Here is a 13,433-nt window from a genome sequence, read left to right on the forward strand (position 1 = left end):
CATTCAGGCGTTACGACTTTCGATCAGACGGTCAGAACCACCTTCGGCAACGGCATCGCTGAACAGTGGGTCGGTTTCAGTCGCGGCAACTGCATCACTGAACAGCGGATCGGTTTCAGTCGCGGCAACGGCGTCACTGAACAGTGGATCAGTTTCGGTCGCAGCTACGGCATCGCTGAACAATGGATCGGTCTGGGTCGCAGCGGCGACAGCATCGCTGAACAGTGGATCGGTTTCAGTCGCCGCAAAAGCGTTCAAGGCGAAGAGCGAGAAGGCGATGCCGAGGATAGTTTGGCGTTTCATGGTTCTGTACTCCGTGTGCATTGGGTTGGTATGGAGCAGATCCTACGCTTTGGATTTGATATGAGAACTTCATTGAATTAATGGTTGTTATTGATGCGCTCAATGATTGGCGCTGACCCTATTCATATGAAATCCAGCAAGAGTGTTTGTCTATCCCGCCGATATTTCCGCGCCGCCGCAACCCTTAGCATCGTCTCCAATCCGTGAACAAACACGGTCCTCAACGAGACGGTGAACATCATGAACCTCAAGAAAATCGCGCTGGTTTTAATGCTTGGCAGTTTCGGTGCGCACGCTTACGCCGATAACGCGGACTCGGCGAACATCCCGGTCGAGACCTACAGTTCTTCGACCAATCTGGACATCGAACACGTCATATCCATCACCGACCCGGCCAACGAATGCGCCCCGGTGCCGGTGCAGATGACCTACGAAGATTCCCATGGCGAGCGCCACGTTCTGCAATATCAAGTGATGGGCACTGGCTGTTCCAGTTGAGTCGGGCACAGGGGATGGAGGGTCGACACTCCATGCCAGCCACGCTCAACACGCTTTCGCTCCAACGACGTCTTCATCCGATGCCAGCAATTGCGGGATCGACTGCTTCAGAAACTCAACCCAGGTCTTGATCTTCGCATCGACGAACTTGCGCGACGGATAGATCGCGAACAGGTTCAACTCCTCCAGCCGGTACTCCGGCAACACCCGCACCAGGGTTCCCGCCCTCAGGCCATCCACGGCCGAAGCAATCGGCTGAATGCCGATGCCCATGCCTTTTCTGATCGCGATGGTCATGCCGTCGGCGGTATTGATGTGGAAGGGCGATGCGGGAATGCTGATGGTTTCCATGCCTTCGGGCCCTTCGAATGTCCAGTTTTCCACCGGCATCACCGTGTTGACGATGCGCAGACACTCGTGTTCGCAAAGCTCGCCCGGTGTTTGCGGCAGGCCGCGTTTGGCCACATAGGCGGGCGAGGCGCAAAGAATGCTGTAGGTGATGCCCAAACGTTGCGCGACGAAGCCGGAATCCGGCAGGTCGCGGGCCAGCACGATGGACATGTCGAAGCCTTCTTCGAGCAGGTCGGGGACGCGGTTGGTCAGGGTCAGATCGAACATCACCGTGGGGTGGATTTCACGATAGCGGGCGATGGCGTCGATCACGTAGTGGTTGCCGATGGCCGACATGGTGTGAATCTTCAAGCGGCCGACGGGCAGGGTCTGGGCGGTGCCGGCTTCTTCGTCGGCTTCGCGCACGTCATCAAGGATTTTTTCGCAGCGCTCCAAATAGCGTACGCCGGCTTCGGTCAGGGCCAGACGGCGGGTGGTGCGGTTGATCAGCCGCGTATGCAGGCGCGCTTCGAGAGCAGAGATCGCTTTGGAGACGTTGGTGGTATTGGTGTCCAGCAGCTCGGCAGCGGCGGTGAAGCTGCCACTTTGGGCGACGGCGATGAAGAAGCGCATGCTTTGGAAGACGTCCATCGGTGTCGTCTCAACAGTCAGGTGGAAAGAGTATAGGGGCGACCTCACAGGAGGCCGCCCCTTTGCCATGTGTCACTTTTTACGGGGGATGAAACCGGGTACGCCGGTCTCGACCACCGAGTTGAAGCGGATTCGCGTCGTGATCTCTTCCTTGATCTCGCGCATCGCCCGGTGCGGCAACGTCGCGATATCGAAGTTTTCCTGAATCCGGCTCGGGTTGGCCGAGGTCGTCAGGAACGCCGTCCCACGCTGCACCGCCCAGGCCAGGGCCACTTGCGCCGGGGTTTTCTGTACGTGCCGGGCGATCCCGGTGAGCACGGAATCCTCCAGCACATTCGGCTCCATGCCATGACCCAATGGGGCGAAGGCGAGCAGGATGATGCCGTGTTCCTTGCAGAATTCCAGCATCTCCCACTCCGGCAGGTACGGATGGGATTCGATCTGCACCACCGCCGGTTTGATGCGTGCGGCGGCGACGATGTCCTTCAGCGCACCGAGGGTGATGTCGGAAAGACCGATGGACCTGCAGCGTCCTTCATCCACCAGCGCCTCGAGCGCACGCCAGGTGTCGATCAAACGGGTTTCGCCATCGTAGATCACGTGCCCGAACACATCCCGCGGGTCCTGATCGTCGCCGGGCTGGAAGGCGAATGGCGTGTGGATCAGGTAGCAGTCGAGATAGTCGACTTGCAGCCGCTGACAACTGGCTTCGAACGCCGGTTTTACTCGCTCGGGGCGATGGTTGGTGTTCCACAGTTTGCTGGTGACGAACACGTCTTCGCGGCGGATGTTGCCCGCCGAAAACACCTGCGCGAAGGCCTCGCCGATCTGTGTTTCGTTGCGATAGCGCTCGGCGCAGTCGAAGTGGCGAAAGCCCACTTCCAGCGCGCACTTGACCGCATCGGTGGTGGTGCTCAAGTCGCGAAACAACGTGCCGAATCCCACGGCCGGCATCGAGCCTGCGCCGTTGTTCAGTGGTAGGCGGGTGTCGCGAAGTTCATCGTGAAAGGCTTCGTAAGTCATGTCGTGTCTCCGGTATCTGCCGTTAAAGAAGGGATGAGGTCTTGCGGGTGGCGAGCTTCTGGTCGAGCACACCCACCGAGTTGCCGCCGAGCGCCACGAACAGGCGCACCGAGTCGAGATAACGCGCGGTCTTCACCTGAATCTGCCCGAGCAGCGCCTGTTGGTAGGCGCGTTCGGCTTCCAGCACCTGCAACAGGCTGGTTTCGCCCTGGGCGTAGGCCTGGCGATTGAGCCGCAGGCTGGTGTCGGCGGCGCGCAAGGCGTCGTCCTGCGCCAGGTTTTGCTCGGCGCCGTGGTTGAGCGCCTGCAAGGTGTCCGCGACCTGGCCGAAGGACTGAATCACCGTCTGTTGATAGCGGGCGAGTGACGCGTTGTAGCCTTCGACGGCGCCTTCGCGTTCAGCCTTGAGCGTGCCGCCATTGAAGATCGGCGCCGTCAGGCCGGCGGCAAATCCCCAGAGTGCGGCGCCGCCATTGCCCGACGCGGCTTGCATCAGCGAGGCCGACAGCTCGACATGCGGGTACAGATTGGCGGTCGCGACACCCACCGCCGCGCTGGCGATGTGCAGTTCGGATTCAGCCTGGAGAATGTCCGGGCGGGTACGGGCCATTTCCGAAGGCAGGCTGACCGGGATGTTTGACGGCAAGGCGAATTCGTCGAGGCTGAAGTCCGGCGCAATCCAGTCCGCCGGGCCCTTGCCGGCCAGAATCGACAACGCATGACGCGCCGCATCGCGCTGCTGGGCGAGGGGCGGCAGCAGCGTGCGATCCTGGGCGAGCCGGGTTTCGGCCAGCGAGATTTCGATTTGTGTGGTGCTGCCGCTCGCCTGGGCCCGGCGCACCAGATCGAGGTTTTTCGCATCGTTGGCCAACAGGGTTTCCACGGCCTGGATCTGCGCGTTGGCCGAGGCCAGCAGCAAAGCCTGGCTGGCGACGTCGCCGGTCAAGGTCAGCCAGGCTGCTTCGTAGCGATGCTTTTGCAGATCGGTCAGCGCTTGTTGTTGCTCGACCGCGCGCTTGTTGCCACCAAAGACGTCCAGATCGAACGCGACCCGTGGCCCGATCCCGTAGAAATTGGAGACCACCGGCTCTGGCCCATTGTGGGTGCGCTGGCGCCCGGCAGAAGCAGCGAAATCAACCTGCGGATACAACACGCCTTCCGCCGCCGCGACTGAAGCGGCGGCCTGACGAAGGGTGGCGTCAGCGGCGGCCAGTTCGAGGTTGCCGTCGATGGCGCGGCGCACAACCTGATCGAGTTTTGGTGAACGGAACGCCGACCACCAATCGCCGTGGATCCGCCGGCCCATCGCAAAATGCTGTTCGGCCGCTTGATCGTAATGCTGCGACGGGCTCTCGGCAGGCCGCTTAAAATCAGGGCCAACGGTGCAGGCGGACAACATCACCAGCATCGCCAGCGGGGTGAAGCGCATAGAAGCTTTCATGGTTCAGACTCCACGTCATCAGTTGGCCGCAACAGGTTTGCGCAGGAACATCACCAGCGGACTCACCACGAGCATCGCCAGCATCAGAATCTTGAATTGGCCCATCACCGCGACGAACGCCGCCTGGTGGGTGACCAGATGGTTGAGGCCTTCGAGCGCCGGCAAGGAGGTCGGCAGGGCCACGCGATAAGGCGTCAGCTGATTGACCAGCGCCGAGTGCATCGCCTGGGTGTTGTTGAAGAAAAAGATCTGCACCACGGCCACACCGAGGGTGCTGCCATAGACCCGCATCAGGTTGAAGAAACCGGTGGCTTCCGGGCGCAACTTCGGGTCGATGGTGCTGAACGCGGTTTTGCTCAGCGCCGGCATCAAGACGCCCAGACCGACGCCCTGGATAAACCCGGTAACGGCCACGGGCGTCCAGTCCATCAGCGGCGAATACCCGAGCATGAGCCAGTTGGCGTACACCACCAGCGCGATGCCGGCGGCGACGAACAGCCGCGCGTCGATCCATATCGGCGCGCGCATCATCAGCAGAAACGCACCCACCAGACCGATGCCGCGCGGAACAGTCAGCAACCCGGTGGTGTCCGGCGGATAGCCGAGGATTTCATCGAGCATCGGCGAGGTCAGGGCCATGGTCGACAGCAGCACAAATCCCAGGGCGAAGAACATCACCGTCGACAGCATGAAGTTGCGGTCGCTGAACAATCCCTTGCTGAGAAAGTGGGTCTTGCGGGTCAGTGCATGGACGACGAACAGGTACAGGCCGAGGGCGCTGGCCAGCGCTTCGATCCAGATTTCCGGCGAGTCGAACCAGTCCAGCCGTTCGCCGCGATCGAGCAGTATCTGCAGGCCGATCATGCCGACGGTGAAGCTGGTGAAACCGAAGAAATCGAACGTCGGACGCGGGTCTGCTTTCTTCTCGGCGAGCAGCAACGTCACCACCATCAGGATGTACGCGGTCAGCGGCAGGCTGAGGTAGAACATCGGGCGCCAGTCGAAGTACTCGCAGATCAAGCCGCCGATGCTCGGGCCACTGACGATGCCGAACAGCACCAGCGCCGTCCATTTCGGACCGAACGCGGGGCGTTTTTCCGCTGGCAAAGTTTCCAGGGCGATGGCCATCGACAACGGTGCGATCACGCCGCTGGCCAGACCTTGCAGGAGGCGTGCGCCGATGAATTCCAGCGGTGTGCCGGCCAAAGTGCCGAGCCACAGACCGAGGGCGAACAGCACCAGTGCCGTCTGGTAAACCCGCTTCAACCCAAAGCATCCGGCGAGCCATTGCGCGACCGGCATCGTGATCGCGCTCGCGGCCAGATAAGACGTGAAAATCCACCCGGCCTGATCGTCGGTCATCGACAGACTGCCCTGAATCAAGCGCAGCGCGGCGTTCGGCAACGGCAGGTTGGCTGACTGCATATAGGTGGCGAGCAGGGCGACAAACCGCAGTGCCCGCGCATCGGCTGCTGAGCTGTTCATCACGAATTACCCGCAGACAACAACGACTTGAGCGGATGCCACCACGGCGTGCGGTGCCCGGTATCGACCTTGACCGTGGCGCTGGTGCCGGAGAACAACGGCAGGGCAGGGTCGGCCTCGTCCAGTTCCAGACGCACCGGCACTCGCTGCACCACCTTCACCCAGTTGCCGGTGGCGTTCTCCGGCGGCAACAGCGCGAAGTCGGCACCGGCGCCGGGGCTCATGCTGATCACGTGTGCCTTGAACGGGCGATCCGGGTAGGTATCGAGGGTGACTGTCGCGGTCTGACCGGGGCGCATGTGCGTCAACTGGGTCTCGCGAAAGTTGGCCTCGACCCAGATTTCCCGGTCGGAAATCAGCGCAAACGCCGGTGCGCCGTTGTTGACGTAGTTGCCCACCTGCAAATCATCGACCCTGGCGACGATGCCGTCGTCCGGCGCCGTCACCGTGGCGTAAGACAGATACAGCTGTGCTTCATCGAGCTGAGCCTTGGCTTCGCGCACGGTCGGGTGATTGTCTAGGGCGATGTCCGGGTTACCGTTCAACGCGACGACGGTGTTGGCAATCTGTTGCTCGATGGACGCGATGCGTTGGCGCGAGACTTTCAGGTCAGTTTCGGCGCGCTCGTAGAGGGCCTTCGACACGAACTCGGTGGCGATCAAGGCTTTCTTGCGGGCGAACTCCTTCTGGTCGTATTCCGCCGAGGCTTTCGCCGATTGCAGCTCGGCCTGTTGCTGGCGATAACTGGCCTTGAGCCCGTCGATGCGCAGGCGCGCGTTGGCCAGTTGCGCTTCGGCCCGGTCGACGGCGATTTGCAATGGCTTGGGATCGATGCGAAACAGCACCTGGCCTTTGCGTACTGGCTGGTTGTCGTCGACCGCGATCTCGACCACTTGCCCGGAAATTCGCGCGTTGATCGAGGCCTTGGTCACGCGGGCGTAGGCGTTATCAGTTGAGACGAAGGGCTCGTTGGCCACGTACTGGCCGCAGCCAATCGCGGCGAGAAGCGCGGGGACGCCCCACATGAAGACCGGGCGCAGTCTCTGCTTGAGCGGCATTTTCGGCGGCGCGTCGACGGGGTGCGTGCGGGCTTGTTCTGCGGTGAGATCGAATTGCTGATTCATGAACGGCTCTCTCCAAAGTGCTAGGCGGCGTTGAATGCGGTGCGTCATCAAGTCAGTGCGCGGTGCAGGAGGGGTGCTCTGTTGCCGCTGTTTCGTCGTCGCCAGCCTCGGTTCGAGCGCTGTTACAACAAACCTGCCGATCAAGGAATTTCTGATTCCTTAATTTTGTGCGATGGTGTAAGAATATGGGCGACTTCATTTCCCCGCAAGGAATTTGTACGACATGGCACAAAATAAACCGACAGAAGGAAAAGGCCGTGGCCGTCCACGGGCCTATGACCCGCAAACCGCGCTGCAACAGGCGCTGGGCGTGTTCTGGAACACCGGCTATTCCGGCGCATCACTTGACAGCATCGCCAGCGCCGCCGGCATGAACCGCCCCAGTCTGTACGCCGCGTTCGGCGACAAACACGCGCTCTACATCAAGGCCCTCGACCAATACTGGGCCACCGCCCACGCCGCCATGCAGGCCGCGCTGAACGACAGCAGCCTGACCCTGGAACAGGCCCTGACCGGTTTCTACGAAGGGCAACTGGCGATCTATTTTTCCGGCGACGGCCAGCCACGCGGCTGCTTTGCCATCGGCACTGCGACCACCGAAGCGGTCGAGGACCCGGAAATCCGCAACGTGCTGTCCCAGCGCTTGAGCCAGCTCGATGCCGATCTCGAAGCTCGTCTGCAACGAGCGATCGAGTCTGGCGAGCTGAACGCTGATGTGGATGCAGCCGCGCGGGCCATGCTCGCGTCATCGCTGCTGCACAGCATCTCGATCCGCGCCCGTGCCGGTAAATCCCGCGAAGAACTGGCCGGGCAGGCGCGCGATGCGGTGAAGGTGATCTGCGGTTGAACGGGCTTGAGGACATCCTCACGCAAGGCCTGTCCGTTGTGTTCTGCGGAATCAATCCGGGATTGGTGGCGGCAGAGCAGGGCCATCACTTCGCCGGACGCAGCAACCGCTTCTGGCGCACGCTGCACCTGGCCGGTTTCACGCCCCACGAGTTACGCCCGGAAGAAGACCGCTCGATCCTGCAATTCCACTGTGGCCTGACTGCCGTGGTCGAGCGGCCGACGGCGAGTGCGGATCAACTGTCGGCAGAGGAATTCACCGCAGCCGCCGCCAGCTTCGAACGCAAGATCGCTCGTTACGCGCCGCGCTTCGTGGCGTTTCTCGGTAAGGCTGCGTATGCCGGGTTATCCGGCAAGAAGTCGATTGAATGGGGGTTGCAAGAGGAGACGTTCGGTGGCGCTAAAGTCTGGATTCTGCCCAACCCCAGCGGGCGCAATCTGGCGTTCAATCAGGCGCAACTGGTGATGGCGTATCAGCAGCTTCAGCGGGTGTCGAGCGCCAGCACATAAGCGCCCGGTGCCTTTGATATCGGCTCCATGGCACACGGTGCATTGCTGTGAATAGAGGGCTTTTCCATTGGCCGCATCGGCGAGGGATAGCGCTGTTTGGGTGAGGGCAAAGAAGTCTGACATGACGATGAGGAGTGGGACCGGATGAGCCGGACAGCCTTCGCGGGCGCGGTCGCTTATGCGATTCCAAAAACAAGGAGCCTCAAAATGTCCAGTGCTACCCAAACCATTGACGTGCTAGTCAATGTCGATGCCGATTACCTGCTTGCCCATCCCAACGACGTAGGCGGCGCAATCTCCATGCTGGTGACGCGCGACGCCGTCGACCCCAATGCCAGTGGCAACACCGGCGAAGGCGGCGACGAGTTGTGGATCGACGTCAAACCCGGCGACAACATCCGCTGGCGCGCCACCACGCTGTCGCGCAACTTCGACCACATCGCCCTGATCAAAAACGTCCAGAGCGGCGACCCCCACCAGGGCGGCGATTACAAAGGCACCATGTCGACACCGCTCACCTACAACATCCCCGGCGTAGTGCCTTACCTGAACAAGGCTGCCAATGGCGGTATCTCCAAAACCGATGTGATCTATTCCATGTGGCAAGCCACGGCCGAGAATCCGGGCAAACTCTGGTACCAGATCACCTTCGTCCTGCTCGACCGCGACCTCAACCAACTGGGCCCGCAACACACCTGGGCCCCGTACATCACCGTCAATAACCAGTAACTGAAACGCCAACAGCCCGGCCCGGCATCCTTCGTCATTGACGAGGGTGCCGGGCCGGGCTGTTTACATTCCACATCTTCTGAGCCGGATGTTTCCAGCGGCAAAAACGGACTCAACAACTCCCGCTGGAGACAAGCTTTCGACGACTGCTTACGCGACTTCGACGTGATCCAGCGCCTGATTCACCGCCAGCTCGGCAATCATCACGATTTGCGTAATACCGATCGCGGTCTTGCGATGCGAGGGATCGAGCGTGGCCGCGAAATTGCTCAGCATCTCACTGGCCGCACCGAGGTTTTCGCTGGCGTTGGCCAGCAGGCATTCGGTGTTGAATTTCGGATTGGCCAGATACATCCGCTCGGGCTCGTTCAAGGACGACATGATCCCGGCGGCGGGGAAGAGGTAGTGATCCAGCGCGCGCTCGGCGGCGTCGTGGAGTTTTTTGGAGTTGGGGGATTCGTAGGGGGAAGTGGGGTCGGTTTCGGGTGGGTTGGGTGTTGGTTTGATCATGGTGAAACTCCTTGTGTCGTCATCAGGAGCCATCACCCACTCGCTACCAAACGTTGGGTGGTGGCCATACGCAGGTTGGTAGACCGGGACACAAGGAGACCGGCGCGCCCGAAGACGCCCTGTGCATGGCCACCATAAAACCGGGGCGATTGACCGCCGCGATGGTGTGCTCTGCATCTTGTGTTTGTCTCGGGCTACCAAACCCGATCACTGTTTTTCAGTGACCCGGAAACGATAAAACCCGCGCTGTAGACACACAAGCCGGCGGATTCTGGCGTAGTCGTAGGCAATGACGCAAGGCGTTGTAGCCTTGGGGAAGTTACGGCGGGTTGCTTTAAACGGACCTGTTTAAGCGCTCAAAGCCTGGAGGAAATCTCCTTCCAGATGTAGCCATAGTTGTATTGCAGCCAGCGAACCAACGCCTTATCAAACTGCCTGCGAAACCAGCTGTTCTCCCTCGCTGCCAAACGTTCCTCGATCATTGCCCTGAGAGAGTCTGGATCAAAGCCAGTCCATACCGGAGGCACAGCGGCCACAAGGTTGGTGAAGCAAACCGGCGCGATCTCTGAATAAAGGATTTCGTAGAGCACGTCAGGATCGATGCCTCTGACCTCCGCCGCTACGTAATCGTATTCGACCGGCAAATCGTTGAAAGGCCAGGAAAGTGCAGCTCTGACGTCGGTCAGCTGTGATTCACTCAGAAAGTGCCCAATACAAAGAACCTCCTGTTTCGCGTCCAGATTTTGTGGCCGTGTGCGTTTTGATGGCATTGAGCTATACCTCAATGACCACATTGCCTAGGAGGCGATCATGAGTAAAGGCCGAGACAGAACAATATCCAAGCGACCTGACGGAACCTGGGAAAACAAGCGCAATGACGCAGAGCGCGCATCGAGCGTTCATAGCACACAAGCGGATGCCCAGAAAGCAGCGCGTGAAATGCTCAAGAATCAAGGTGGAGGTGAATTGACGACGAAGGGCGTTGATGGGCGAATTCGCGACAAAGACACTGTCGCGCCCGGGAATGACCCCAATCCACCGAAAGGATAGACCAACAATGTTTGCATGTGATGATTATTAGGAAATGAAGGAAAAGAAGGCAGGACACACCTGCCTCCTTTTTATATAGCGGTCAAAATAAGCGGCCTCCTCTATTCTAAGTGAGTTCTGGCGAGGCAGAGAAAAATAGGAGCGGACATGTCGACATGGAATGATGTCAGTGCTGTGCCAGGTAATTCGACGTTAGTTCCGCAAAAGAATAAAAAGGAGAGAAAAGAGAAGCTATCTATATATTTGGCAAAGAATTCGCAAGTCGAAGATTCCGTTCTTTTGAAGCTGGAGAATACTAAATCGCCAATTGAGCTTTCCATTTCTGGACTTGAGATTGCTCGGCTGTATATAAAAAAAGAGCCTCCAAAACACTCACCTCCATGGACGGATCTGTTTACTTCAAGACCGGAGGTGTCTTCTGATGCATTTGGGAGTAGCAGTAGTGTAGGGGCTGCACTGTGTGTTTTTGTGCATCAAAACAAATTCATACTAACGTTCGGGACGGGTTTTCATCTTCTGCGTGAGGAGGCGATTGAGCGAGACTTCGGTTTGCGGGTTACATTGAATTCAGTTGATCCTGATAAGCTTAGAAGCTTGGATAAGTCAAGTTATGATCACAATCCTTTGAATTCGAGAACGCAAAGCACACGAGAGGTTGATATATTTGACCTGCATATAGATTCTGATCTGGAAATGCTATACGCAGTTACGGGTAGTTCCATTGTGGATTTGTTTGGAACTCATGTAACTGGGCGTGACGCTCTAACGGTAATTACTGGTATGGAGCTGGATAAATTAGAAAGCATTTTGGCGGAGGCGCTTGAAAGGTATAAGAAAAAACTTCCGGATGCTTTTGAGTGGGTGGATAACGTAAATAAGGTAAGAGATCATGATGAAATTCATATTTTGGATCTCGAACTAGAAAAGATTTTATGTGGTGCTGATTTGTCTGGCTTGTGGCTCGGAGAGCCTGAGATCGTCGATTGGGAAGAGCAGATCGGTTATTCGTTTGAGCTGTATGCGCGTAGTGAGCGCTATGCAGTTTTAGAGTTATCACAACTTTTGTCGTATCTTGGTACGAAATCATTGCCGCTTTCTGTCGAGAGCCTAAAGCATACTTCTATTCATATAAATGACTCGCAATACCATGCGATAAAAACGTGGAGTGCATACAAGTGTTTGTATGCTGAGGTAAAGTATGGTGCGGATCAATTTATTCTAAGGAATGCCACTTGGTATAGGGTTGATAGTGATTTTTTAACAGCTGTTGATTCTAGTTTGTCAAGTATGGAGTTGTACGGTTATTCATTTCCGGTTTATAGTCAGGATAGGGAGGAGGATTATAATAAAATTGTAGTTGGTGATCCTTCGTTTGAGTTGCTGGATAAGAAAAATATTAAGATAGGCGGGTCTTACGATAAGTTGGAGTTTTGTGATTTGGTTCGAAATGGAGAAGACTTAATTCACGTAAAATATTACAGAAGCTCGAGCACTTTAAGTCACCTGTTCTCACAAGGTTGTGTTTCAGCCGAAGCATTCGTCAGGGACGTGGAATTTAGAAAGAAGCTTAACGCCAAGCTTCCGAAATCAATACAGTTAGAAGATCCTGTGCCGCGCCCAAGTCCCGAGAGATATACAGTTGTATACGCTATAGCGACTACAAAACAATTGCCCTTGGAGCTGCCATTTTTTTCGAAGGTCACTTTGAGAAACGCGCTAAAGGTTCTTCGAGGGTTAAATTATTCGGTTAAGATGGTTGCTATTGATATTGATCCAACGCTTAAGGTAAGAAAAAAATACAAACCGAAATGACGTTGATGTTTTTATATTTACCCTGCGATCTTGTATTCGTGTTTCGTGTTTCGTGTTTCGTGTTTCGTGTTTCGTGTTTCGTGTTTTTTTTCCTGATATTGTGATAATTTTGATCTGCGCTTTTTGATTTGAGAAAAGGTGACTGAATTGTTTTCAGAAAATAAAACTGTCACCTTTGTGCGCAGTCATCTTTGTACTCATAAACCAAAAAAGAGGATTATCCTTTGGAGATAAATTCGTCCCCTGTTTTTCCACACATAACTATTCAGTTTGTTATGGCTACCCCTGTGCTGAAAGCTGGAATATTTACATCTGGTTCAATGTACCCGCCGGAGAATAGTAAAGAGTGATCCTTGTCTCCAACTCCTAACCCCCAAGCTAATAGCTCTAAACCTTTTACACTAGGAACAAAGCCTATCCCATCCTCTCGAATATCTGGCATGAATGTTTTCATATGATTAGCTCCGCCGTATTCAAAGTTTTCTAAGAGACCATATTGGTAGAGGCCGAATAGCGTATGTGAGAACATTCGATCAATATTTTCAAGCTCTTTTGTTGAAAACTCCATCGCTGATATGAATGTATTCATTGGCATGAAAAGTTTTATCTTTGATCGAACTTCGGAGGCAGAGATTTCACTAGGGCCTTTATAGTGATCGATAAATGCTTTGTATAAAATATAGTGTGCTCTAATTTGATAGGTCGAAAGGCTGTCTAATAATTTTGCTATGCTTGCTCCTCGATCGTCTCGTCCCGTTTCTGATTTTGATGAAGCGAGTATCCCACCGAAGTATTCGATGCTCAAGTCGTCTTCGTTGAATGAAGCGTCCCCTAGAATCGTATTAAGCAACTTTGGAGGAATCTGTCCTTTTTGTCTTGCCTTTTCTCCAAGTTTGCTTTCTCCTTTTTTGAAGATTTTCCCAATGTTCTCGACTCTGCTTTTGGTTATCTCCTTAAGAGTGTCGCCTAAGTAAGAAGCGGTTGGGCCTAAGAGCTTTTCTAATCCATCTTTGCCTATGTAGGCTGCAATTGCACCGCCACCAATTATTGAGATAGGATCTGGCATATTTTGGGGTCTCTAATCGAAGCTGTTATAGGGCATAATATAGTTTGGTTCGAAT

Annotated in this window: 15 protein-coding genes and 1 pseudogene; 6 read left to right on the forward strand and 10 right to left on the reverse strand. The window is 56.2% G+C overall.

All coding sequences use genetic code 11. The features are described 5' to 3' along the window. Positions 1-3 precede the first annotated feature (3 nt). On the reverse strand, positions 4-303 hold the full coding sequence (locus tag QLG12_RS03060) for a hypothetical protein (RefSeq protein WP_103387280.1): 300 nt from the start codon (positions 301-303) through the stop codon (positions 4-6). A 240-nt stretch (positions 304-543) separates the two neighbouring features. Between QLG12_RS03060 and QLG12_RS03065 the strand changes: the two genes are divergently transcribed. Further along, entirely contained in the window at positions 544-801 is a 258-nt protein-coding gene (locus tag QLG12_RS03065; RefSeq protein ID WP_282473870.1) for a DUF2790 domain-containing protein, read from the forward strand. Positions 802-846: 45 nt separating this feature from the next. On the opposite strand, the gene QLG12_RS03070 is transcribed toward QLG12_RS03065, so the two are convergent. The 5 genes from QLG12_RS03070 to QLG12_RS03090 form a co-directional block, all read right to left on the reverse strand. Further along, positions 847-1,782, reverse strand: a complete 936-nt coding sequence (locus QLG12_RS03070; RefSeq protein WP_282473871.1) for a LysR family transcriptional regulator — start codon at positions 1,780-1,782, stop codon at positions 847-849. A 72-nt stretch (positions 1,783-1,854) separates the two neighbouring features. Next, complete coding sequence (locus tag QLG12_RS03075) at positions 1,855-2,805, reverse strand: aldo/keto reductase (protein WP_282473872.1); 951 nt, start codon at positions 2,803-2,805, stop codon at positions 1,855-1,857. Between the two features lie 22 nt (positions 2,806-2,827). Next, positions 2,828-4,246: an efflux transporter outer membrane subunit gene (locus QLG12_RS03080; RefSeq protein WP_282473873.1), complete on the reverse strand. Its 1,419-nt coding sequence runs from the start codon at positions 4,244-4,246 to the stop codon at positions 2,828-2,830. Between the two features lie 18 nt (positions 4,247-4,264). Next, on the reverse strand, positions 4,265-5,731 hold the full coding sequence (locus QLG12_RS03085) for a DHA2 family efflux MFS transporter permease subunit (protein WP_282473874.1): 1,467 nt from the start codon (positions 5,729-5,731) through the stop codon (positions 4,265-4,267). Next, positions 5,731-6,855 (reverse strand): HlyD family secretion protein, encoded by a 1,125-nt coding sequence (locus QLG12_RS03090; protein WP_282473875.1) that lies wholly within the window; start codon positions 6,853-6,855, stop codon positions 5,731-5,733. Before QLG12_RS03090 ends, QLG12_RS03085 begins: the two co-directional genes overlap by 1 nt. Before the next feature lie 223 nt (positions 6,856-7,078). Here QLG12_RS03090 and QLG12_RS03095 point away from each other — a divergent pair, with 223 nt between their 5' ends. Further along, on the forward strand, positions 7,079-7,702 hold the full coding sequence (locus QLG12_RS03095; RefSeq protein WP_282473876.1) for a TetR/AcrR family transcriptional regulator: 624 nt from the start codon (positions 7,079-7,081) through the stop codon (positions 7,700-7,702). After that, the gene (gene mug / locus QLG12_RS03100) at positions 7,699-8,211 is read left to right on the forward strand and encodes a G/U mismatch-specific DNA glycosylase (RefSeq protein ID WP_282473877.1); all 513 of its coding nucleotides are present in this window, start codon (positions 7,699-7,701) and stop codon (positions 8,209-8,211) included. Before QLG12_RS03095 ends, mug begins: the two co-directional genes overlap by 4 nt. Here the strand turns inward: mug and QLG12_RS03105 are convergent. After that, a pseudogene (locus QLG12_RS03105) lies at positions 8,209-8,334 on the reverse strand (c-type cytochrome); the annotation flags it as partial. The gene mug and the pseudogene QLG12_RS03105 sit on opposite strands and share 3 nt — an antisense overlap. 84 nt (positions 8,335-8,418) lie before the next feature. On the opposite strand from QLG12_RS03105, the gene QLG12_RS03110 reads away from it, so the two are divergent. Next, positions 8,419-8,940 carry an AidA/PixA family protein gene (locus tag QLG12_RS03110; protein ID WP_282473878.1) on the forward strand — a complete coding sequence of 174 codons (522 nt, stop codon included), beginning with the start codon at positions 8,419-8,421 and terminating at the stop codon, positions 8,938-8,940. A 150-nt stretch (positions 8,941-9,090) separates the two neighbouring features. Here QLG12_RS03110 and QLG12_RS03115 read toward each other — a convergent pair whose 3' ends face one another. Beyond that, positions 9,091-9,450, reverse strand: coding sequence for a hypothetical protein (locus tag QLG12_RS03115; RefSeq protein WP_039773181.1), 360 nt, complete (start codon positions 9,448-9,450; stop codon positions 9,091-9,093). A gap of 356 nt (positions 9,451-9,806) precedes the next feature. Further along, a complete protein-coding gene (locus QLG12_RS03120) occupies positions 9,807-10,163 on the reverse strand; it encodes a hypothetical protein (protein ID WP_282474081.1) in 357 nt (118 codons plus the stop codon). 97 nt (positions 10,164-10,260) lie between these two features. Here QLG12_RS03120 and QLG12_RS03125 point away from each other — a divergent pair, with 97 nt between their 5' ends. Both QLG12_RS03125 and QLG12_RS03130 read left to right on the forward strand, forming a co-directional pair. Then, complete coding sequence (locus QLG12_RS03125) at positions 10,261-10,500, forward strand: DUF2188 domain-containing protein (protein WP_282473879.1); 240 nt, start codon at positions 10,261-10,263, stop codon at positions 10,498-10,500. A gap of 147 nt (positions 10,501-10,647) precedes the next feature. After that, positions 10,648-12,312: a TIGR04141 family sporadically distributed protein gene (locus tag QLG12_RS03130; protein WP_282473880.1), complete on the forward strand. Its 1,665-nt coding sequence runs from the start codon at positions 10,648-10,650 to the stop codon at positions 12,310-12,312. A gap of 265 nt (positions 12,313-12,577) precedes the next feature. Here QLG12_RS03130 and QLG12_RS03135 read toward each other — a convergent pair whose 3' ends face one another. Further along, positions 12,578-13,378, reverse strand: coding sequence for a hypothetical protein (locus QLG12_RS03135; protein WP_282473881.1), 801 nt, complete (start codon positions 13,376-13,378; stop codon positions 12,578-12,580). Positions 13,379-13,433 lie beyond the last annotated feature (55 nt).

Source organism: Pseudomonas sp. V88_4, assembly GCF_029967985.1.
Classification (GTDB): Bacteria; Pseudomonadota; Gammaproteobacteria; order Pseudomonadales; family Pseudomonadaceae; genus Aquipseudomonas; species Aquipseudomonas glycinae.

What these genes read in the sequence shown, in the direction of transcription:
- QLG12_RS03085 (WP_282473874.1), bottom strand. Translation starts at nt 5,731, where the DNA reads ATGAACAGCTCAGCAGCCGATGCGCGGGCACTGCGGTTTGTCGCCCTG.
- QLG12_RS03090 (WP_282473875.1), bottom strand. Translation starts at nt 6,855, where the DNA reads ATGAATCAGCAATTCGATCTCACCGCAGAACAAGCCCGCACGCACCCC.
- QLG12_RS03065 (WP_282473870.1), top strand. Translation starts at nt 544, where the DNA reads ATGAACCTCAAGAAAATCGCGCTGGTTTTAATGCTTGGCAGTTTCGGT.
- QLG12_RS03060 (WP_103387280.1), bottom strand. Translation starts at nt 303, where the DNA reads ATGAAACGCCAAACTATCCTCGGCATCGCCTTCTCGCTCTTCGCCTTG.
- QLG12_RS03080 (WP_282473873.1), bottom strand. Translation starts at nt 4,246, where the DNA reads ATGAAAGCTTCTATGCGCTTCACCCCGCTGGCGATGCTGGTGATGTTG.
- QLG12_RS03125 (WP_282473879.1), top strand. Translation starts at nt 10,261, where the DNA reads ATGAGTAAAGGCCGAGACAGAACAATATCCAAGCGACCTGACGGAACC.
- QLG12_RS03070 (WP_282473871.1), bottom strand. Translation starts at nt 1,782, where the DNA reads ATGGACGTCTTCCAAAGCATGCGCTTCTTCATCGCCGTCGCCCAAAGT.
- QLG12_RS03115 (WP_039773181.1), bottom strand. Translation starts at nt 9,450, where the DNA reads ATGATCAAACCAACACCCAACCCACCCGAAACCGACCCCACTTCCCCC.
- QLG12_RS03130 (WP_282473880.1), top strand. Translation starts at nt 10,648, where the DNA reads ATGTCGACATGGAATGATGTCAGTGCTGTGCCAGGTAATTCGACGTTA.
- QLG12_RS03095 (WP_282473876.1), top strand. Translation starts at nt 7,079, where the DNA reads ATGGCACAAAATAAACCGACAGAAGGAAAAGGCCGTGGCCGTCCACGG.
- QLG12_RS03110 (WP_282473878.1), top strand. Translation starts at nt 8,419, where the DNA reads ATGTCCAGTGCTACCCAAACCATTGACGTGCTAGTCAATGTCGATGCC.
- QLG12_RS03075 (WP_282473872.1), bottom strand. Translation starts at nt 2,805, where the DNA reads ATGACTTACGAAGCCTTTCACGATGAACTTCGCGACACCCGCCTACCA.
- QLG12_RS03135 (WP_282473881.1), bottom strand. Translation starts at nt 13,378, where the DNA reads ATGCCAGATCCTATCTCAATAATTGGTGGCGGTGCAATTGCAGCCTAC.